The 19,812-nt window shown below is 71.0% G+C and carries 15 protein-coding genes and 1 pseudogene; 6 read left to right on the top strand and 10 right to left on the bottom strand.

Going from position 1 to position 19,812, the window contains the following annotated elements:
- Positions 1 to 39: 39 nt before the first annotated feature.
- The gene (locus ACZ4TR_RS45990; RefSeq protein WP_465295043.1) at positions 40 to 1,491 is read right to left on the bottom strand and encodes a glutamate synthase subunit beta; all 1,452 of its coding nucleotides are present in this window, start codon (positions 1,489 to 1,491) and stop codon (positions 40 to 42) included.
- A complete protein-coding gene (gene gltB, locus ACZ4TR_RS45995) occupies positions 1,484 to 6,055 on the bottom strand; it encodes a glutamate synthase large subunit (RefSeq protein WP_465295045.1) in 4,572 nt (1,523 codons plus the stop codon). The genes ACZ4TR_RS45990 and gltB overlap by 8 nt, the downstream gene beginning before the upstream one ends.
- Before the next feature lie 541 nt (positions 6,056 to 6,596).
- On the opposite strand from gltB, the gene ACZ4TR_RS46000 reads away from it, so the two are divergent.
- Complete coding sequence (locus tag ACZ4TR_RS46000; RefSeq protein WP_465295047.1) at positions 6,597 to 7,229, top strand: YigZ family protein; 633 nt, start codon at positions 6,597 to 6,599, stop codon at positions 7,227 to 7,229.
- 229 nt (positions 7,230 to 7,458) lie between these two features.
- The gene (locus ACZ4TR_RS46005; RefSeq protein ID WP_465295049.1) at positions 7,459 to 10,170 is read left to right on the top strand and encodes a GH92 family glycosyl hydrolase; all 2,712 of its coding nucleotides are present in this window, start codon (positions 7,459 to 7,461) and stop codon (positions 10,168 to 10,170) included.
- A gap of 46 nt (positions 10,171 to 10,216) precedes the next feature.
- Here the strand turns inward: ACZ4TR_RS46005 and ACZ4TR_RS46010 are convergent.
- From ACZ4TR_RS46010 to ACZ4TR_RS46020, 3 genes and pseudogenes are all read right to left on the bottom strand, one after another.
- Positions 10,217 to 10,782, bottom strand: a pseudogene (locus ACZ4TR_RS46010) (GNAT family N-acetyltransferase).
- A gap of 40 nt (positions 10,783 to 10,822) precedes the next feature.
- Entirely contained in the window at positions 10,823 to 11,080 is a 258-nt protein-coding gene (locus tag ACZ4TR_RS46015; RefSeq protein ID WP_465295051.1) for a hypothetical protein, read from the bottom strand.
- A 141-nt stretch (positions 11,081 to 11,221) separates the two neighbouring features.
- Positions 11,222 to 11,431, bottom strand: coding sequence for a hypothetical protein (locus ACZ4TR_RS46020; RefSeq protein WP_465295053.1), 210 nt, complete (start codon positions 11,429 to 11,431; stop codon positions 11,222 to 11,224).
- 76 nt (positions 11,432 to 11,507) lie between these two features.
- Here ACZ4TR_RS46020 and ACZ4TR_RS46025 point away from each other — a divergent pair, with 76 nt between their 5' ends.
- Both ACZ4TR_RS46025 and ACZ4TR_RS46030 read left to right on the top strand, forming a co-directional pair.
- Positions 11,508 to 11,690, top strand: coding sequence for a Glu/Leu/Phe/Val dehydrogenase dimerization domain-containing protein (locus tag ACZ4TR_RS46025; RefSeq protein WP_465295055.1), 183 nt, complete (start codon positions 11,508 to 11,510; stop codon positions 11,688 to 11,690).
- A 178-nt stretch (positions 11,691 to 11,868) separates the two neighbouring features.
- Positions 11,869 to 12,306 carry an NAD(P)-dependent oxidoreductase gene (locus ACZ4TR_RS46030; protein ID WP_465295057.1) on the top strand — a complete coding sequence of 146 codons (438 nt, stop codon included), beginning with the start codon at positions 11,869 to 11,871 and terminating at the stop codon, positions 12,304 to 12,306.
- On the opposite strand, the gene ACZ4TR_RS46035 is transcribed toward ACZ4TR_RS46030, so the two are convergent.
- Positions 12,300 to 13,136, bottom strand: coding sequence for a PHP domain-containing protein (locus ACZ4TR_RS46035; RefSeq protein WP_465295059.1), 837 nt, complete (start codon positions 13,134 to 13,136; stop codon positions 12,300 to 12,302). The genes ACZ4TR_RS46030 and ACZ4TR_RS46035 overlap by 7 nt on opposite strands.
- Positions 13,137 to 13,231: 95 nt before the next feature.
- Between ACZ4TR_RS46035 and ACZ4TR_RS46040 the strand changes: the two genes are divergently transcribed.
- Complete coding sequence (locus tag ACZ4TR_RS46040) at positions 13,232 to 15,970, top strand: FAD-binding and (Fe-S)-binding domain-containing protein (RefSeq protein ID WP_465295061.1); 2,739 nt, start codon at positions 13,232 to 13,234, stop codon at positions 15,968 to 15,970.
- On the opposite strand, the gene ACZ4TR_RS46045 is transcribed toward ACZ4TR_RS46040, so the two are convergent.
- The 4 genes from ACZ4TR_RS46045 to ACZ4TR_RS46060 are packed head-to-tail and all read right to left on the bottom strand — an operon-like array spanning position 15,971 to position 18,497.
- Positions 15,971 to 16,534 (bottom strand): TetR/AcrR family transcriptional regulator, encoded by a 564-nt coding sequence (locus tag ACZ4TR_RS46045; RefSeq protein WP_465295063.1) that lies wholly within the window; start codon positions 16,532 to 16,534, stop codon positions 15,971 to 15,973.
- Between the two features lie 37 nt (positions 16,535 to 16,571).
- Positions 16,572 to 16,766: a ferredoxin gene (locus tag ACZ4TR_RS46050; protein ID WP_465295065.1), complete on the bottom strand. Its 195-nt coding sequence runs from the start codon at positions 16,764 to 16,766 to the stop codon at positions 16,572 to 16,574.
- Positions 16,767 to 16,776: 10 nt separating this feature from the next.
- Positions 16,777 to 17,991, bottom strand: coding sequence for a cytochrome P450 (locus tag ACZ4TR_RS46055; RefSeq protein WP_465295066.1), 1,215 nt, complete (start codon positions 17,989 to 17,991; stop codon positions 16,777 to 16,779).
- Entirely contained in the window at positions 17,988 to 18,497 is a 510-nt protein-coding gene (locus tag ACZ4TR_RS46060) for a PadR family transcriptional regulator (protein ID WP_364512037.1), read from the bottom strand. The genes ACZ4TR_RS46055 and ACZ4TR_RS46060 overlap by 4 nt, the downstream gene beginning before the upstream one ends.
- Before the next feature lie 114 nt (positions 18,498 to 18,611).
- On the opposite strand from ACZ4TR_RS46060, the gene ACZ4TR_RS46065 reads away from it, so the two are divergent.
- A complete protein-coding gene (locus ACZ4TR_RS46065; protein ID WP_465295068.1) occupies positions 18,612 to 19,802 on the top strand; it encodes a cytochrome P450 in 1,191 nt (396 codons plus the stop codon).
- Positions 19,803 to 19,812 lie beyond the last annotated feature (10 nt).

Raw genomic sequence — 19,812 nt, forward strand, 5'->3', positions numbered from 1 at the left:
CGGAGGTGGCGACAGTGACACCTCCGCCGGCGCCGGGTCTTACGCGATCGGCCGGTCCGTCGGCGCGATCGGCCGGGGCAGCACCTCGCGCCCGGTCAGGTAGGCGTCCACGCCGGCCGCGGCGCTGCGGCCCTCCGCGATCGCCCAGACGATCAGGGACTGGCCGCGGCCCATGTCGCCGGCCACGAAGACGTTGTCCAGGCTCGTCTTGAACGCCTTGTCGCGCGCCACGTTGCCGCGCGCGTCCAGCTCGACGCCGAGGTCCTCGATCAGGCCCTTCTTCTGCGGCCCGAGGAAGCCCATCGCGAGCAGGACGAGCTGCGCGGGCAGCTCGCGCTCCGACCCTTCGACGGGGACGAACTTGCCGCCCTCGTTGCGCACCTCGACCAGCTTCAGGGCCCGGACGCGCCCGGCGGAGTCGCCCAGGAACTCCTGGGTGTTCACCGCGTACATCCGCTCGCCGCCCTCTTCGTGCGCCGAGGACACCCGGTAGATCATCGGGTACGTCGGCCACGGGTGCGCGTCCGAACGCGATTCCGGCGGCTTGGGCATGATCTCCAGCTGCGTCACCGAACGAGCGCCCTGGCGGTGCGACGTCCCGACGCAGTCCGCGCCCGTGTCGCCGCCGCCGATGACGACGACGTCCAGGCCCGAAGCGTCGAACGGCGACTTCGCCAGCTCGCCCGAAGCGACCCGGTTGGCCGGCGGCAGGAACTCCATCGCCTGGTGGATGCCGTCGAGCTCGCGGCCGGGGATCGGCAGGTCGCGCCAGTCGGTCGCGCCACCGGCGAGGACCACGGCGTCGTACGACGACCGCAGCTCGGCCGCGGTGACGTCGACGCCGACGTTCACCGAGGTGCGGAACTCCGTCCCCTCGGCCTCCATCTGCGCGAGACGCCGGTCGAGGCGGTGCTTCTCCATCTTGAACTCGGGAATGCCGTAGCGCAGCAGCCCGCCGATCTTGTCGGCCCGCTCGAGGACCACGACGCTGTGGCCCGCGCGCGTGAGCTGCTGCGCCGCGGCAAGACCCGACGGGCCGGACCCGACGACCGCGACCTTCTTGCCGGTCCTCGTGGTGGGCGGCTGCGGCGTCACCCAGCCCTCTTCGAAGGCGCGGTCGACGATGGAGATCTCGACGCGCTTGATCGTCACCGGGTCGTCGTTGATCCCGAGCACGCACGCGGTTTCGCACGGCGCCGGGCACAGCGTGCCGGTGAACTCCGGGAAGTTGTTGGTCGCGTGCAGCCGTTCGATGGCCTGCTGCCAGTCTTCCCGCCACACCAGGGTGTTCCACTCCGGGATGAGGTTCCCGAGCGGGCAGCCCTGGTGGCAGAACGGGATGCCGCAGTCCATGCAGCGGCCGGCCTGCTTCTCCAGTTTCGTCGACGCGAAGTCTTCGTAGACCTCGCGCCAGTCCATCAGCCGCAGGTCGACCGGACGGCGCTTCGGCTCTTCGCGGGTGGTGGTCAGAAAGCCCTTGGGGTCAGCCATGTGCGGCCTCCATGATCGCCTCGTTCACGTCGCGCCCGTCCCGTTCGGCCTGGACCTGGGCCGCGAGCACGCGCTTGTAGTCCTTCGGCATGACCTTCCCGAAGCGGTCGACGCCCGCGTCCCAGTCGGCCAGCAGCTCCCGCGCGACGGCGGATTCCGTTTCGTCGTAGTGCTTTTCCAGCGTCTCGCGCAGGAAGTCCGCGTCCTCGGAGTCGAGCGGGTCGAGGTCGACCATCTCCGGGTTGACGCGGTGCGCGGGCAGGTCGAGCACGTAGGCGATGCCGCCGGACATGCCGGCCGCGAAGTTGCGCCCGATCGGGCCGAGCACGACCATGCGACCGCCGGTCATGTACTCGCCGCCGTGGTCGCCGACGCCTTCGACGACGGCCAGCGCGCCCGAGTTGCGGACGCAGAACCGCTCGCCGACCTTGCCGCGGATGAAGATCTCGCCGCTGGTGGCGCCGTAGGCGATCACGTTGCCGGCGATGATGTGGTCCTCGGCGGCGATCCGCGCCTCCTTCGGCGGGCGCACGATCAGCCGGCCGCCGGAGAGGCCCTTGCCGACGTAGTCGTTGCCGTCGCCGTAGAGCCGCAGCGTGATGCCCTTCGGCACGAACGCGCCGAACGACTGACCCGCGGTCCCGGTGAAGGTGACGTCGATGGTGTCGTCGGGCAGGCCCTCGCCGCCCCACCGCCGGGTCAGCTCCGAGCCGAGCATCGTGCCGACGGTCCGGTTCACGTTGCGGACGGGCAGTTCCAGCCGCACCTTGTCGCCGGAGTTCAACGCGCCCTCGGCCAGCTGGATCAGCGTGTTGTCCAGGGCCTTCTCGAGCCCGTGGTCCTGCAGCGTCTGCTGCAGGCGCAGGCCGGCGGGCGCCATGTCGGGCACGTGGAAGATCGGCGACAGGTCCAGCCCGGCCGCCTTCCAGTGGTCGACGGCCTTGCGCTTGTCGAGGAACTCGGCGTGGCCGACGGCCTCGGCGATCGACCGGAAGCCCAGCTCCGCCAGGTACTCGCGGACCTCCTGGGCGATGAACTCGAAGAAGTTGACGACGTACTCGGCCTTGCCGCTGAACTTCTCGCGCAGCTTCGGGTTCTGCGTCGCGACGCCCACCGGGCACGTGTCGAGGTGGCAGACGCGCATCATGATGCAGCCCGACACCACCAGCGGCGCGGTCGCGAAGCCGAACTCCTCGGCGCCGAGCAGCGCCGCGATGACGACGTCACGGCCGGTCTTGAGCTGGCCGTCGGTCTGCACCACGATCCGGTCGCGCAGCCGGTTGGCCAGCAGCGTCTGCTGCGTCTCCGCCAGGCCGAGCTCCCACGGGCCGCCCGCGTGCTTGATGGACGACAGCGGCGACGCGCCCGTCCCGCCGTCGTGGCCCGAGATGAGCACGACGTCGGCGTGCGCCTTCGAGACACCCGCCGCGACCGTGCCGACGCCGACCTCGGACACCAGCTTCACGTGGATGCGGGCCTTCGGGTTGGCGTTCTTGAGGTCGTGGATCAGCTGCGCCAGGTCCTCGATCGAGTAGATGTCGTGGTGCGGCGGCGGCGAGATGAGGCCGACGCCCGGCGTCGAGAACCGCGTCTTCGCGATCCACGGGTACACCTTCGCGCCGGGCAGCTGCCCGCCTTCGCCGGGCTTGGCGCCCTGTGCCATCTTGATCTGGATGTCGTCGGCGTTGACGAGGTACTCGCTCGTGACGCCGAACCGGCCGCTGGCGACCTGCTTCACGGCGCTTCGGCGCTCCGGGTCGTAGAGCCGTTCGGCGTCTTCGCCACCCTCACCGGTGTTGGACTTCCCGCCGAGGCGGTTCATCGCGATGGCGAGGGTCTGGTGCATCTCCATCGAGATCGAGCCGTAGGAGATCGCGCCGGTGGCGAACCGCTTGACGATCTCCGAGACCGGCTCGACCTCGTCGATCGGCACCGGCGCCCGCTTGCCGTACTCGAAGTCGAACAGTCCGCGCAGCGTCAGCAGCTTCTCGGCCTGGTCGTCGACAGCCTTCGTGTACTCCTTGAAGATCTCGTACTTCCCGGACCGCGTGGAGTGCTGCAGCTTGAACACCGTCTGCGGGTTGAACAGGTGCGGCTCGCCCTCGCGGCGCCACTGGTAGTCCGCGCCGGTCTCCAGCTCGCGGTGGGCGGGACGGACGCCGTCGGCCGGGAACGCGTACGCGTGCCGCTTGGCGACCTCCTCGGCGAGCGTCTCGAAACCGACCCCGCCGAGGCGGGACGTCGTGCCGGTGAAGCAGTTTTCGATGACCTCTTCGCCGAGCCCGATCGCCTCGAAGATCTGCGCGCCGGTGTAGGACGCGACGGTCGAGACGCCCATCTTGGACATCGTCTTGCGGACGCCCTTGCCGAGCGCCTTGATCAGGTTGTACGTCGCTTCCTTCGGCGTCACGCCCGGGATCAGGCCCTGGCGGGCCATCTCCTCGACGGTCGCCATCGCGAGGTACGGGTTCACCGCGGCGACGCCGTAGCCGATGAGCAGCGCGATGTGGTGCACCTCGCGCGCGTCGCCGGCCTCGACGATGAGGCCGACCTGCGTGCGCGTCTTCTCACGGACGAGGTGGTGGTGCACCGCGCCGGTCAGCAGCAGCGAGGGGATCGGCGCGTGGTTCTCGTCGACCCCGCGGTCGGAGAGCACGATCAGCCGCGCGCCGTCCTCGATCGCCTCCGACACCTCGGCGCGGATCTCGTCGAGGCGCTGGACCAGCGCCTCGCCGCCACCGTGGACGTTGTAGCGGCCGAGCACGGTGACCGCCTGGAACTCCGGCAGGTCGCCGTCGTCGTTGACGTGCACCAGCTTGGCGAGCTGGTCGTTGTCGAGCACCGGGAACGGCAGCGCGATCCGGCGGCAGCTGGCGGCGTTGCCCACCAGGAGGTTCGGCTCCGCGCCAATCTGGGTGCCGAGCGCGGTGACGAGCTCCTCGCGGATGGCGTCCAGCGGCGGGTTGGTCACCTGGGCGAACAGCTGGATGAAGTAGTCGAAGATCAGCCGCGGCCGGCTGGACAGCGTCGCGATCGGCGAGTCGTTGCCCATCGAGCCGATCGGCTCCGCGCCGGTGCGGGCCATCGGCTCGAGGATGGCTTCGAGCTCTTCCTCGGTGTAGCCGAACGCCTGCTGGCGGCGCACGAGCGCGGCGTGCAGCGGCACTTCCCGGTCGCGCTCGGGCAGGTCCTCGAGGTTCACCAGACCGGCCTCGACCCACTCGTCGTACGGGTGCGCGGTGGCCAGTTCGGTCTTGATCTCGTCGTCCTCGACGATCCGGCCCTCGACGGTGTCCACGAGGAACATCCGGCCGGGCTCGAGGCGTCCCTTCCGGACGATCGTCGCCGGGTCGATGTCGAGCACGCCGACCTCGGAGGCGAGCACGACGAGGCCGTCGTCGGTCACCCAGTACCGGCCGGGGCGCAGGCCGTTGCGGTCCAGGACCGCGCCGATCTGGCTGCCGTCGGTGAAGGCGACGAGCGCGGGGCCGTCCCACGGCTCCATGAGCGTCGAGTGGAACTCGTAGAAGGCGCGTCGCGCCGGGTCCATTTCCTGGTGGTTCTCCCAGGCTTCCGGGATCATCATGAGAACCGCGTGCGGCAGCGACCGGCCGCCGAGGTGGAGCAGCTCCAGCACCTCGTCGAAGCTCGCCGAGTCGCTGGCGCCGCGCGTGATGACCGGGTAGATCCGCTTGAGGTCACCCGGGACCAGGTCGGTTTCGAGGAGGGCTTCGCGGGCGTCCATCCAGTTGCGGTTGCCGCGCAGGGTGTTGATCTCGCCGTTGTGCGCGACGTAGCGGTACGGGTGCGCGAGCGGCCACGACGGGAAGGTGTTGGTGGAGAAGCGGGAGTGCACGAGGCCGATGGCGCTGGTGACGCGCTCGTCGGTCAGGTCGGCGAAGAACCGCTCGACCTGGGGCTCGGTGAGCATTCCTTTGTAGACGATCGTGCGCGAGGACAGGCTCGGGAAGTACACGCCGTCCTCGACGAGCTCGTGCTCGGCGCGCTTGCGGACGCAGAACGCGCTGCGCTCGATGTGCAGCGGGTCCGAATGCTCCGGCTTCGGCCGGCGCGCGGTGAGGAACAGCTGCGTGAAGTGCGGCATGGTCTCGGCCGCGGTCGGCCCGCAGTGCTCGGTGTGCACGGGCAGTTCGCGCCAGCCGAGGACGCGCATGTCCTCCTCGGCGGCGATGCGCTCGATGGTCGTCATGGCCCGGCCGCGGCGCTTTTCGTCCTGCGGCAGGAAAGCCGTGCCGACGGCGTAGGTGCCGGGCTCGGGGAGCTCGAAGTCCACGACCTCCCTGTAGAACTCGTCCGGGATCTGGATCAGCAGGCCGGCGCCGTCGCCGGTGTCCGGTTCGGCGCCCCGCGCCCCGCGATGTTCCAGGTTGCGCAACGCGACCAGGGCCTTCGCGACGATCGCGTGATCTCGGCGGCCGGTCAGGTCGGCGACGAAGGCGACACCGCAGGCGTCGTGTTCGAAGTCGCTCCGGTAGAGGCCCTCGGCCTCGGCGTTGCTGAGCTGCTGCCCCGTGGGGGACAGGGAACGGGCACGGTGGGTCACGGCTGGCCGCCTCCCAAGGCGTTGGCGCGACCGGTACTCACCTCATCGAGTGGTTCGAGCTGAACCGGTTAACGAAGTGGTCCGGTACCGCGATGGTCAGTCGAGAACAGTTGCTGTTGTCGGCGTGGTCTGAGTGCTGGATGCCGCGAAGCGTCGGCCGGGCGTCGATGCTCGGAAACCGGACGCGGGTCATCTGGGAGGCCGCACAGCGCTGGGCAGCCGAACATGTCGGTCCTGCTTGCGCGCACAGACGGACCACTGTGGTGGGGGTCAGCCGGAGCGCGCGGTGTTACTCCCGGGTTCGCCGGGTCTTATGACGATAGTGTGAATTCGCTGTTATCGACATACGTCGTCGTCCCCGGGTGGGAAATGCCACGCTTGCGTTGACGGGCCCCGGGGTAGTCCCATATGCCGGGCTGGCGCTCCCGTCTGTCGGTCGAAGTCGCCTCTGAGCTGCGGAAACGTCCGTCCCAAGTGGTCTGGGGCACGTGTCGCGCCTCCCGCGCCGGGTGGCAAGCTGGGTGCATGGCGGACTCGTCCGATGACTGATCGTTATCTCTCCGTGGCTCGATCCGGGGTCCACGAGGTCGAGATCAAGCGGTCCCGGTTCCTCTGCGCGCTCGCTCCGGTGACGTCGGAAGAGGCCGCGCGCGAGTTCATCGCGGCCCGCCGGCGCGCCGAACCGGGGGCGCGACACCACTGCCACGCGTTCGTTTTGGGGCCTGATGGGCGAACCCGGCGTTCCAGCGACGACGGTGAACCGGCCGGCACCGCGGGCACGCCGATGCTGGAAGTGCTGCGCCGCCGCGAAGTCACGGACACGGTCGCGGTGGTGACGCGCTACTTCGGGGGAGTGCTGCTCGGGGCGGGCGGGCTGATCCGCGCGTACGGTCAGTCCGTTTCGGACGCACTGGAAGTGGTTGGTGTACTAGAACACCGGCGTCTCAGGCTCGTGGAAGTGGCGGTGAGTTACGACCGCGCGGGCCGGCTCGAGAACGACCTGCGCGCGTCGCCGTACTTGGTCCACGCGACCCGCTTCGACGCTCTGGCCCGCTTCGAGATCGGCTTGGCGCCGGACGAGGTCCCGGCGTTCGAAAGCCGGCTCGCGGAGCTGACGAACGGCGAAGCCACGACGACCGCCCTCGGCGACCACTGGGTGGTCCACCGGCGCTGAGTGGTCCGGTCCCGGATTTGCTTGCCGGGCAACAAAACTTTTGGTGCTACCGCGCCCGGGTCCGGCCGTGCCACCATGTCCTGCCACTCCAGTTCCGGCACCACCTCGATCACCAGAACGTCGTCAGCGCGGCGCCAGCCGCGCTGACAACGATGTCACCACCTGCTTCGCTTGCCCGACAACGTTGTCGCCCAGCGGAACGCGCGTGCGGCAAGGAGAGGAAAGGTTCATGTCCGGACCATTCGCCAGACGGCTGCGCGCCGCCGTGGCCGCCGCGGTCGTCGGGGGAGCGGGGCTCGTCGCGCTGCCCGTCATGCCCGCCGGCGCCGACACGCTGGCCCTCACGCAGTACGTGAATCCCTTCATCGGCACGGACAACAGCAACTCCCCGAACCCCGTGCCCGGCGGCGCCGGCGGCAGCACCTACCCGGGCGCGGCCGTGCCGTTCGGCATGGTGCAGTTCAGCCCGGACACCCCGACCGGGTCGCCGTCCGGTTATCGCTACAGCGACACCAGCATCGAAGAGTTCAGCCTCACCCACTTCAACGGCGCCGGCTGCCCCAACAACGAGGACCTCGGCCTGCTGCCGATCACCGGCGCCATCGGGACGTCGCCGGGCACCGGCTGGACGGGCTACGCCGGCCGCTACACGAAGGCGAACGAGTCGGCCGCGCCCGGGTACTACAAGAACAAGCTCGACAACTACAACACCACCGTCGAGCTGTCCGCCACGAAGCGGTCCGGCTCCATGAAGCTGACCTACCCGAACACGACGTCCGCGCGCCTGCTGGTCAACCCGAGCCGCAGCGCCACCGGCAACCGCACCGGATCCGTCAGCATCAGCGGCAGCCAGCTCACCGGCACGGCGACCGGCGGCGGGTTCTGCGGCTCGTCCAAGACCTACCAGATCTTCTACGTGATCCAGTTCGACCGCGCGCCCACCGGGTTCGGCACCTGGCTCGGCGGCACGGTGAACGCCGGGTCCGCGAGCACCAGCGGCACGAACTCCGGCGGCTACGTCACCTTCGACACCTCCACCAACGCGACCGTGCAGGCGAAGGTCGGCATCTCGTTCGTCAGCCTGGCCAACGCGCAGGCGAACCTCGCCGCCGAGAACCCCGGCTTCGACTTCGCCGGGACGCGCGCCGCGGCCGACACGAGCTGGAACGCGATCCTCAACCGCGTCCAGGTGACCGGCGGCGCGGCGGCGGACCTGCAGAAGTTCTACACGGCGCTGTACCACGTGTTCCAGAACCCGAACATCGCCAGCGACACGAACGGCCAGTACCGCGGGTTCGACCAGGCGATCCACACCGCGTCGCACACCGTGTACCAGAACTACTCCGGCTGGGACATCTACCGCTCGTGGGCCGCGCTGATCGGGCTCCTCGCGCCCAACGAAGCGAGCGACATCGCGAAGTCGATGGTGCTGGACGGCCAGCAGGGCGGCTTGCTGCCCAAGTGGTCGCACAACAACAACGAGCACTTCGTGATGACCGGTGACCCCGGGCCGATCGTCGTCGGCAGCATGTACGCCTTCGGCGTCCGCGGCTTCGACACCGCCGCGGCGCTGACGCTGATGGACAAGAGCTCCAACGGCGGCACCGCGCAGGGCCAGGCGATCCGCGGGCGCCAGTCCGGGTACGTCAGCCGGCACTACGTCACCGAGGACCCGTCGGACTCGCTCGAGTACTCGGCGTCGGACTTCGCGGTGGCCCAGTTCGCGAAGGCCGTCGGCGACACGACGAAGTACTCCACGTACATGCAGCGTGCCCAGTGGTGGCAGAACGTGTTCGGCACCGACTCCGGCTACATCCAGCCGCGCGGCAGCACCGGCACGTGGGCGTGGCCGGTCGTCCCGTCGAGCGACAGCGGTTACACCGAAGGCAACCCGTCGCAGTACACGTGGATGGTGCCCTACAACTACCAGGGCCTGATCAACCTGATGGGCGGGGCGAAGACGGCCGTCCAGCGGCTGGACCACCACTTCACGCAGCTCAACGGCGGCCTCACCCAGCCGTACTTCTACATCGGCAACGAGCCCGAGCACGGCGTGCCGTGGGCGTACAACTACGCCGCCCACCCGCAGGGCACCAGCTCGGCGGTGCGGCGCGTGATGAACGAGTCGTTCACCACCGGCGCGGGCGGCGAGCCCGGCAACGACGACCTCGGCGCGACCTCGGCGTGGTACGTCTTCGCCGCGCTGGGCATGTACCCGGCGACCCCGGGCGCCGACGTGCTGGCCCTGCACGGCCCGCTGTTCCCGGCCGTCTCGATCATCCGCCCGAGCGGCACGATCCGAATCAACGGCACCGGCGCGGGCCAGGGCGCGCAGTACGTGCAGAGCCTGAGCGTCAACGGCACGGCGACGACCAAGTCGTGGATCCGCTACGGCGACATCGCGGGCGCGTCGACGCTGAACTACACGATGGGCTCGTCGCCGAGCGCCTGGGGCACGAGCGCGGCGGACGTCCCGCCGTCGTACAACGACGGGTTCACGCCGCCGGCCGCCGCGCCGGAGCTCGGCACGAACCTGGCGCAGGGCAAGGCGGCTACGGGCTCGGCGGCGTGCAACTCGGCCGAAACCGCGGACAAGGCCGTCGACGGCAGCCTGGCGAACAACAGCAAGTTCTGCTCCACCGCGGCCACGAAGTTCCTGCAGGTCGACCTCGGGTCGGCGCAGAACGTGTCGTCGTTCGTCGTCAAGCACGCCGGCCTGGGCGGTGAGACGACCGGCTGGAACACCGGCGCCTTCACGATCCAGACGTCGACCGACGGCTCCACCTGGACGACCGTCGCGTCGGTGACCGGTTCCCGGGCCGGCCGCACCTACCATCCGATCACGACGCGGTCGGCCCGGTACGTGAAGCTGAACCTCACCACCCCGGCCAACGACGGCAACGGCGCGGCCCGGATCTACGAGTTCGAGGTATACCGCTGATCTGGAGGTCGTGAGTGTTCAGGAGGGTTCCCACCCTTCTGAACACTCACGACCGCGCCAGCCACTGCTCGCGGGTGATCGCGTACTCGACCTCGCCGTGTTCGCTGCCCGGCGCCCGCTCGTGCTCCGGGAACTCTGCGAAGTAGGTGCGGACGAGCGTCATCCCCAGTTTCTCCATCACCCGGCGTGAGGCCTTGTTCACCACCATGGTGCCCGCCGTGACGCGCCGGACCCCCAGTTCGGTGAAGCCCTTGGCGAGCAGTGCCGCCGAGCCTTCGGTTCCGTAACCCTTGCCCCAGGCCCGCTGGTGCAGCCGGTACCCCAGTTCCGGCTCGTCCGGGGGATCGTGCGGGCGCGGGCGAAAATGGAACCACCCCAGAAATCGCCGGTGCTCTTCTCGATCGCCGCCCAGAACCCGTAGCCGGGGAAACGCTCGTAGTAACCGAGGAACGCGGGGAGATCCAGCGTGGCGATCTCGGTGCGGTCCGCCGGCTGTCCCCCATTGAGGTACTTCATCACGGCCGGGTCGTCGTAGAGCTCGAACAGCGAGCCGGCGTCGTTCTCGGTGAACCGGCGGAAGATCAGCCGCTCGGTTTCGAGGAATACGTGCATCGGGTGATGCTGTCAGTGACCCCGGTGCGCGGCAATGCACTTACGCGGCGGCGGCGAAGACCTCGCCCAGCGCGCGCGAGCCGGCCTCGGTGAGCACCGCGGGGACCCGCGTGCCGCACTTGCCGGGAGTGGCCGGGGCGATCAGGCCGAGCCGCGCCAGCCGGTGCACGGTGGACTGGTCGCAGCAGCTCAGGCCGTCGATGAACAGGTCGGGCTCGCAGCTGCAGCTGATCTCGGCGCGGCCCCCGGCCACGGCTCTCAATGTGGCCCGCTCACGGTGGTTCAGTTCCGTTGTCATGGCGGTGCCTCCTTCCCGTCGTGCTCATTAGACCGCTCACCACCGACATTTTCCGCCTTTGAGGGTGCGAACCCGGGTATTTCAGGGGAACACTTAGGGGTGGCGTGTCGCACTCACCGGGGTTACCCCGGTGGAAGTGGTTCAAGCGTCGTCTTGCGGAGGTGACGGAAAACGATCGACGTCCGGAAACCGACGATCTCGCGGCGCAACGCGAGCCGGCCGGCCAGGCAGCGCGTCGATACCGGGTGTGGTCACTTCGATCCGGAAATCGTCACTGCCCGTGGTAGCCGCGGTCTGCCGGGCGTCCTCCTGCAGATGGCGCACGATCGCCGAATCAAGTGCGTCCAGCACGGGACCTCCTCGGCCACACCGAATTTAGTTCGGCGACAAGTCGACAGCGTCGATCTTCACGCTGACTTCGGTCGCCATGACCGCACATGAACAGCTCGTCGCCCGGCGTGGCCGTCGATCCGGCGTCACCACGATGGTCGCGATCCACTCGAGCGCCCTCGGCCCGGCCGTCGGCGGCTGCCGCCTGAAGCCCTACGCCGACCTCCCCCAGGCCGTCGACGACGTCCTCCGCCTGTCCTCCTCGACCACGCCGGCCTGATCGCCGAGTTCGACGGTACCTCCCTGGCCGGCCCGGACGTCGGCACCGGCCCGGCCGACATGCTGGTGCTGCGCGAGGTCTCGGCGTTCGCGTTCTGCACGCCCGAGTCCGCGGGCGGCACCGGCTCCTCCAGCAGCCCGACCGCCGTCGGCGTCCTGGCCGGGCCGCCGCCACGGCGGTGTCCGGCAGCCCGGAGATGGCCGGCCGGAAGGTGGTCGTCAGCGGCTACGGCTCGGTCGGCGCCCACCTGGCCGCGAGCCTCCAGCGGGCCGGCGCCGACGTCGTCGTCTCCGACATCGACCCGGCGAAGCGCGCCGAAGCCGAGCGGCTCGGCCTGACCTGGGCCGAGCCGGAGAAGGCGCTGACCCTGACCGCGGACGTCGTCATCCCGGCCGCGGTCGGCGGCGCCCTGAGCGCGGAGACCCCGCTCGACACCCCGCGCGAAGCCGAAGGCCTGGACCACGAGGCCGCGCTCGGCCGCGTCGAGACGGTCGAGAAGACCGTCACGGACCTCCTGGCGGCCGCGAAGGCCAACGCGACCACGCCGCTGCACGAGGCCGCCGCGCTGGCCGAGCGCCGGCTCGCTTCCGGTGCGGCGGCACGTACTGCTCAGTGACGCGACGGGCTTCCGGCGACCTCGCGCAGTGCCGCCAGCACGTCCGGCGAGGTGGTGCACTCGCCGAGGCGGACGGGCTTGCGGTCGCCGTGGAAGTCGCTCGACCCCGTCGTGAGCAGGCCCAGCTCCGCGCCGACCGCACGCAGCCGCCGCCGCACCTCGGGGGCCTGCTCCGGGTGGTCGGCCTCGATCCCGGCCAGCCCGGCTTCGGCGAGCGTGGCCAGCTGCGCGTCGGCGACCTCGGCACGGCGTTTCGCCGAACGCGGGTGGGCCAGCACGGCCGCGCCCCCGGCCGCGCGGACGAGCGCGATCGCGTCCACGGTGGGCAGGACGTGCTTGGGGACGTCCGCCCGGCCGCCGTCGGCGAGCCAGCCGGGGGTGAACGCGCCGGCGGTGTCGGCGACGACGCCCGCGGCCACCAGCGCCGCCGCGACGTGGGGACGGCCGAGCGGGGCGCCGGCGGCGATCGTTTCGACCTGCTCCCGGGTGATCGGCGCGCCCAGTTCCCGGCAGCGCTCGACCATCCGCACCGCGCGGCGGGCGCGGTCGGTGCGGATCAGCTCCAGCTCGGCGGCCAGCGGCGCGTGCCCGGGGTCGACGAAGAGGCCGAGCAGGTGGACCTCGGCGTCGTCGAGCCGGCAGGAGATCTCGACGCCGGGGACCAGTTCGACGTCGAGAGCCGCCCGCGACGCCGCCGCCAGGCCCGCGAAGGTGTCGTGGTCGGTGAGGGCGAGCACGGTGAGCCCGGCCTCGGCGGCCAGCCGGGGGAGGTCCGCGGGCGGCGTCGTGCCGTCCGAGGCCGTGCTGTGCGCGTGCAGGTCGATCGTCATGGCGCGGATCGTCGCACGGCGCCCGGCCCGGAGTGTGGTTTCGGACATACCCCGCTGGAGCGGTACGGAGGCCCTTCGTCGACTTGAATGGGGGCGTGGAGATCCTCACCGACGCCGCCACGCTCGCGCTGTACACGACCGACGCCTCCAACTACCGCCACGTGCCCAGGGGCGTGGTGCTGCCGGAGACCGTCGACGACGTGATCGCCGCGGTCGCCGAGGCGCGCGCCCGCGACCTGCCGGTGATCGCGCGCGGCGGCGGCACCAGCGTCGCCGGGAACGCGTGCGGGCCGGGTCTCGTGATCGACACCTCGCGCCACGTCGGCGGGGTGCTTTCGCTGGACCCGGAGACCCGGCTCGCGCGGGTGCTGCCCGGCACGGTGCTCGACGACCTGCAGGCGGCCGCCGCGCCGCACGGGCTGCGGTTCGGCCCGGACCCCTCCACGCACAGCCGCTGCACGCTCGGCGGTATGATCGGCAACAACGCGTGCGGCTCGCACTCGGTGGCGTGGGGGCGCACAGTCGACGTCGTCCGCTCGCTCGACGTCCTGCTCTACGACGGCACGCGGCTGCGGGTCGGCCGCGAAGAGCCCGCCGAGGGCCGCATCTTCGACGAACTGCGCGCCCTGGTGCGCGACAACCTGGCGTTGCTGCGCAAGGAACTTTCGACGTGGCCGCGGCGCGTGTCCGGCTACGGGCTGGAACACCTGCTGCCGGAGAACGGCTTCGACGTCGCGAAGGCACTCGTCGGTTCGGAGGGCACTTGCGTCACGATCCTCGAAGCGACGGTCGAGCTGGCCGAGCTGCCCGCTCGTCGCGTGCTTGCCGTGCTCGGCTTCCCGTCCGACATCGCCGCGGCCGACGCCGTGCCGGCGATCCTGCCGTGGTCGCCGCTGACCGTCGAGGGCGTCGATGCGGAGCTCGTCGCGATGCTGCCGGGCCGCGCGGGCGATCTGCCGCCGGGCGGAGCGTGGCTGTTCGTCGAGCTGGCCGGCGACGACCCGGCTTCTCGGGCCCGTGCGCTCGCGGCGTCGTTGGACCTCACCGGGTTCGCGATCGTCGACGACCCGGCGGCGCAGCGCGGGCTCTGGCGCATCCGCGAGGAGGGCGCGGGCCTCGCGACCCGGCTCGCGGACGGCTCGGAAGCCTGGCCGGGCTGGGAGGACGCGGCCGTGCCACCGGAACGGCTCGGCGCGTACCTGCGCGAGTTCAAAGAACTCATGCGGGCGCACGGCCGGCGCAGCGTCGTCTACGGCCACTACGGCGAAGGCTGTCTCCACCTGCGGCTGGACTTCGACCTGCTGTCGGCGCCGGGCGTGGCCGACTTCCGGCGGTTCCTGGAGGAGGCGGCGGACCTCGTCGCGGCGCACGGCGGGTCGCTGTCCGGTGAGCACGGCGACGGCCAGGCCCGGTCCGAGCTGCTGTCCCGGATGTACAGCCCGGAGATGATGGCCCTCTTCGGGCGGTTCAAGGCGATCTTCGACCCGGCCGGGCGGATGAACCCCGGCATCCTGGTGGCGCCGCGGCCGGTCGACGCCGATCTGCGCGTACGGGCCACCGCTGACTCCTTTGAGGACAGTGTCTTCCTCGGCTATCCGGAGGACCGCGGGAGCTTCGGCCAGGCGATGCGGCGCTGCGTCGGCGTGGGAAAGTGCCGCAACACCAGCGGTGGCGGCGTGATGTGCCCGAGCTACCGCGCCACCCGCGAGGAACAGCACTCGACGCGCGGGCGTGCGCACCTGCTCGCCGAGATGATCAACGGTGAGGTCATCACCGACGGCTGGCGATCGTCCGAAGTGCACGACGCACTCGACTTGTGCCTGTCCTGCAAGGGATGCCTCTCGGACTGCCCGGTGGACGTCGACATGGCGACGTACAAGGCGGAGTTCCTGCACCAGCACTACCGGCGGCGGCTGCGCCCGGCGGCGCACTACTCGATGGGCTGGCTGCCGCTGTGGCTGCGGCTCAGCGCGCGGATGCCGAAGCTGGCCAACGCCGTCGGACGCTCTCCCCGGCTGTCGGGGCTGCTGAAACGGCTCGGCGGGATCGCGCCGGAACGCTCGCTGCCGACCTTCGCCCCCTCGGCGTTCACGTCTTCGCGGGCGGATCTGCGGCGCCGGGCTTCGGGGGAGCGGCGTGTCGTCCTGTGGCCGGACTCGTTCAACAACTACCTGACGCCTTCGGTGCTCGACGCGGCCCACGAAGTCCTGACCGCGGCGGGCTACGACGTCGTGCTGCCGGACCGGGGAGTCTGTTGTGGACTGACGTGGGTGTCGACGGGCCAGCTCGGGGTCGCGCGCCGTGTCCTGACGCGTACTTTGGACGTGCTGGCGCCGTACCTCGACGAGGGCTACGAGGTGGCCGGGCTGGAACCGAGCTGCACGGCCCTCTTCCGCGGCGACCTGCCGGCGCTGCTGCCGGGCGACGAGCGTGCCGCGGTGCTGGCGTCCCGGACGTTCACGTTCGCGGAACTGCTGGAGCGGGCGCCGATCCCGTTCGCGGCCCTGGACGTCGACGCGATCACGCAGGTCCACTGCCACCAGCACGCGGTGCTGGGCTTCGGCGCCGACGAGTCGGCGCTCGCGGCGGCGGGGGTGCGCAACACGACCCTCGACTCGGGGTGCTGCGGCCTGGCGGGCAACTTCGGCTTCGAGCGCGGCCACTACGAAGTGTCGAAGGCGGTCGCGGAGGACCGGATGCTCCCGGCGATCCGGGAGGCGTCCCCGGAGACGGTGGTGGTGTCGGACGGCTTCAGCTGCCGGACGCAGATCGCCCAGGAGTCGGGGCGCACACCGGTCCACCTGGCCGAGCTGCTCCGGCGCGCGTTGCCCTGACTACTCGCTGCGCTCCAGCAGGGTCCGGACGGCGGTGAGCACCAGCTCGCTGACGTGCTCGGGGTCGGCGCTGGCCAGCGGTTCCTTGCCGGTGACCTCGCGGACCAGCGCGATGCCCATCAGCCAGGCGAGCGCGAGGTCGGCGCGCAGCCCGGCGTCCGGCGCGTCGGTCAGCGTGGCCAGGACCCGCGCGTACTCCTCGCCGATCTCCTGCCGGAGGGTGGCCCCGACGCCGTCGCTGCCGGACGAGCGCAGGTACGTCTCCAGCGTCCGGTTCCGCGGGCCTTCCGGCGCCAGCATGCCGCGCAGGGAAGCGCTGAAGAGCCGTTCGGGCGGTGTGGTGGCCAGGTGCTCGCGCCCGTTGCGGGCCACCACCGCCTCGAAGAGCGCTTCCTTGCTGCCGAAGTAGCGGAACAGCAGCGCCTGGTTGACTTCGGCCTGCCCGGCGATGTCCCGCACGGTCGTGCGGTCGAACCCCCGCTCGGCGAACAGCACGGCCGCGGCGTCGAGCAGCGCGGCCCTGGTCGCGGCCGCGTCCCGTCGGCGGCCCGGCTGTGCGGTCATCGGTGCAGGTTAACCGGCAAACGGGACGCGCCGCCCGCTACCCCGAAAGCCGGATCGCGGCGGCCGGGCAGGTCAGCTCCGCCTGCCGGACCGCGTCCTCCTCGCCGGCCGCCGGCTCGTCGGAGAGCAGGACGACGGTGCCGGCTTCTTCGTCCTGGTCGAACGTCCCCGGCGCGAGCAGCACGCACTGTCCGGACGCGACACAGCCCTCGGTGTCCGCGGTGATCTTCATCGGCTCCTCCTCACCAGGTCACGGGAACGGCGTCGACGCCGCCGGCGACACGGTTGACGCGGACCGGGATCTCGTCGATCCCGGCCGCCAGCCGCAGGCCGGGGAACCGGGAGAACAGCTTGGGGAACACCGTCCGCAGTTCGGTGCGGGCGAGGTTGGCGCCGATGCAGACGTGCGCGCCGGTGCCGAAGGCGAGGTGGACGTTCGGCGTGCGGGCGGGGTCGAACTCGTCCGGGTCGGCGAACACCGCGGCGTCGCGGTTGGCCGCATCGCTGGAGATGAGCACGGCGTCGCCGCGCATGATCCGCGTCCCGGCGACCTCGACGTCCTCGTGGGCGTAGCGCAGCAGGCCGGTGCCGCTGGTCGCCGTCAGCCGCAGGATCTCCTCGATCGTCCGGTTCACCTCCCCCTCGGGGTCGGCGGCGAACCGGTCGCGGCGGGCGGTGTCGCTGAGCAGGAACAACGTGCCCATCGCGATCCGGGTGGACGTCGTCTCGTGGCCGGCGAACAGCAGGCCGGCGCCCATCCGGGCGAGGTCGTCGTCGGTGAACGTCGGATCGTCGGCCTGGACCGCGACCATGTCGGAGATGACGTCGGGCCGCGGGTCCGCGCGCTTCTCGTCGGCCAGCTTCGTCATGTAGGCCTTGAACTCGGTCATGGCCGCCTGCGCGTCTTCGCCGCCGTCCATCCTCGCGATCCGCTCGGACAGGCCGCGGAACTTCTCGCGGTCGGCGTACGGCACGCCGAGCAGCTCGCAGATCACCAGCACCGGCAGGGGAAACGCGAGGAAGTCGGTCAGGTCGACCGGCTCGCCCGGGTGGGCGTCGTGCGCGGCCTGCAGGTCGTCGAGGCAGCGGTCGGTCAGCTCGGCGATCCGGTCGCCGAGGGCGCGCATGCGGGGCGCGGAGAACGCGGGCGCGAGCATCCGGCGCATCCGCTTGTGCTCGGCTTCTTCGGTCTCGAAGTCGCCGCTCGGGCCGTCCTGCACCGCGGCGTGCGAGATGCGCGACGCCTGTTCCGGGGCGGGGTGCGAGCGGCCGAAGCGCTTGTCGCGGAAGATCTCCTTGGCTTCTTCGTACGACGTCACCAGCCACGCCGGGTCGCCGGCCGGGGTGAGCACCCGGCTGATCGGGGCCTGCCGGCGGAGGATCTCGTAGTCCGGCGCGATGGCGAGCGCGTTCGCCCGGGCGAAGGGGAGACGAGGCGTCTCTTCGGTGGTGGTCATGCGTCTCTCCTCAGTTCGGTTTCGAGGTCGGCGAGCCAGCGGAGCTCGGCGTCGAACTTTCCGAGCACGTGCTGCAGCGCCGCGCGGCCCCACGGGTCGGCCTGCCCGGCAGCGAGCCCGGTGACCCGGGCCCGTTCGGCGAGCAGTGCCTGTTTGCGGACGTCGAGCACGCGGGCGCGTTCGTCCCGGCTCAGCCGGCCGAAGTTCCCGACCCTGGCCAGGAACTCCGGTTCGTTGAGCGCCAGTTCGCCGGGGAAGTCGGCGAGCATGTCGCGCAGCAGCTCCCGCCCGACGCCGGTGATCGTGTAGACGTGCCGCGGCGGTTTCGCCTCCTGCTCCTCGGCGCTGCGGCTCACCGCGCCGGCGTCGACGAAGCGCCGCAGCGTCGGGTAGAGCGAGTTGTTCGACAAGGTGTGGCCCGTCGAAGCCTCCACGGCCTTGCGCAGTTCGTAGCCGTGCATCGGCTCGCGGTCCAGCTTCGCCAGCAAGAGGATCTCGATCCACACCTAGGTCACCGTAACCTATATGTTCGTGACCGGGCAATGGCGGACCGTGACAGGTGGTAAGAAACCGAGTAGTTTTGTAAGCAGCTGCTTACAATCGGAGCGAGGGGTTGCCGCATGACCGTCACCCACACCGAGCCGCTCTCTTACCCCTTCAACGAGGAGGCGGGGCTCGACCTCAACGAGGCCTACGCGGCCGCCCGCGAAGCCGAGGGCATGGTCCGGGTCAAGATGACCTACGGCGAGCCGGCGTGGCTGGCCACCCGCTACGCCGACGCCCGGCTGGTGCTCGGCGACCGCCGGTTCTCGCGGGCGATGGAGAAGGAGAAGGACGCACCGCGGCGCTCACCCGTCCAGCGCGAAGGCGGCATCCTGCAGATGGACCCGCCGGACCACACGCGGCTGCGGACGCTGGTGGCGAAGGCGTTCACCATGCGGCGCGTCGAGCTGCTGCGCCCGCGTGTCGTCGAACTCGCGACCGGGCTGATCGCCGGCATGAAGGCCGCCGGCCCGCCCGCGGACCTCGTCGACCGGTACGCGCTGCCGATCCCGGTCGCGGTGATCTGCGAGCTGCTCGGCGTCCCGGTCGCCGACCGGCCGAAGTTCCGGGTCTGGAGCGACGCCGCGCTGTCCACCAGCGGCCTGACGCCCGAGGAGTTCGAGCGCAACCGCGAAGAGCTGCGCGACTACATGCGCGGGCTGATCGCGGAGCACCGGGCGCGGCCTCAGGACGACCTGATGACGGCGCTGATCGAGGCGCGCGACACCCGCGACCGGCTGACCGAGCTGGAGCTGGTCGACCTGTGCGTCGGCATCCTCGTCGCCGGGCACGAGACCACCGCGAGCCAGATCCCCAACTTCGTCTACGCGCTGCTCGACCAGCCCGGGCAGTGGGAGCGGCTGTGCGCCGACCCGGACCTGATCCCGGCCGCGGTGGAGGAGCTGCTGCGGTTCGTGCCGCTGGGTGCCGGCGCCGGGTTCGCGCGCTACGCCACCGAAGACGTCGAGGTCGGCGGCGTGCTCGTGCGGGCGGGGGAGCCGGTGCTGGTGGCCATCGGCGCCGCCAACCGCGACCGGCTGCGGTTCGACGACGCGGAGGGCCTGCGGTTCGACCGCGAGGACAACCACCACCTCGGGTTCGGCCACGGCGTCCACCACTGCCTGGGCGCGCCGCTGGCCCGGCTCGAGCTGCAGGAGGCGCTGCGCGCGTTGGTGACCGAGCTGCCGGGGCTGCACCTGGCCGGCGATATCGTGTGGAAGACGCAGATGCTCGTCCGCGGACCGCGGTCGATGCCGATCGGCTGGTGACTCGGAAGGT

Source organism: Amycolatopsis sp. NPDC028719, from assembly GCF_055565395.1.

What these genes read in the sequence shown, in the direction of transcription:
- ACZ4TR_RS46035 (WP_465295059.1), bottom strand. Translation starts at nt 13,136, where the DNA reads ATGACGATCGACCTGCACGCGCACAGCACGGCCTCGGACGGCACGACG.
- ACZ4TR_RS46055 (WP_465295066.1), bottom strand. Translation starts at nt 17,991, where the DNA reads ATGACCACCACCGAAGAGACGCCTCGTCTCCCCTTCGCCCGGGCGAAC.
- ACZ4TR_RS46015 (WP_465295051.1), bottom strand. Translation starts at nt 11,080, where the DNA reads ATGACAACGGAACTGAACCACCGTGAGCGGGCCACATTGAGAGCCGTG.
- ACZ4TR_RS46005 (WP_465295049.1), top strand. Translation starts at nt 7,459, where the DNA reads ATGTCCGGACCATTCGCCAGACGGCTGCGCGCCGCCGTGGCCGCCGCG.
- ACZ4TR_RS46000 (WP_465295047.1), top strand. Translation starts at nt 6,597, where the DNA reads ATGACTGATCGTTATCTCTCCGTGGCTCGATCCGGGGTCCACGAGGTC.
- ACZ4TR_RS46050 (WP_465295065.1), bottom strand. Translation starts at nt 16,766, where the DNA reads ATGAAGATCACCGCGGACACCGAGGGCTGTGTCGCGTCCGGACAGTGC.
- ACZ4TR_RS46065 (WP_465295068.1), top strand. Translation starts at nt 18,612, where the DNA reads ATGACCGTCACCCACACCGAGCCGCTCTCTTACCCCTTCAACGAGGAG.
- ACZ4TR_RS46025 (WP_465295055.1), top strand. Translation starts at nt 11,508, where the DNA reads ATGACCGCACATGAACAGCTCGTCGCCCGGCGTGGCCGTCGATCCGGC.
- ACZ4TR_RS46045 (WP_465295063.1), bottom strand. Translation starts at nt 16,534, where the DNA reads ATGACCGCACAGCCGGGCCGCCGACGGGACGCGGCCGCGACCAGGGCC.
- ACZ4TR_RS45990 (WP_465295043.1), bottom strand. Translation starts at nt 1,491, where the DNA reads ATGGCTGACCCCAAGGGCTTTCTGACCACCACCCGCGAAGAGCCGAAG.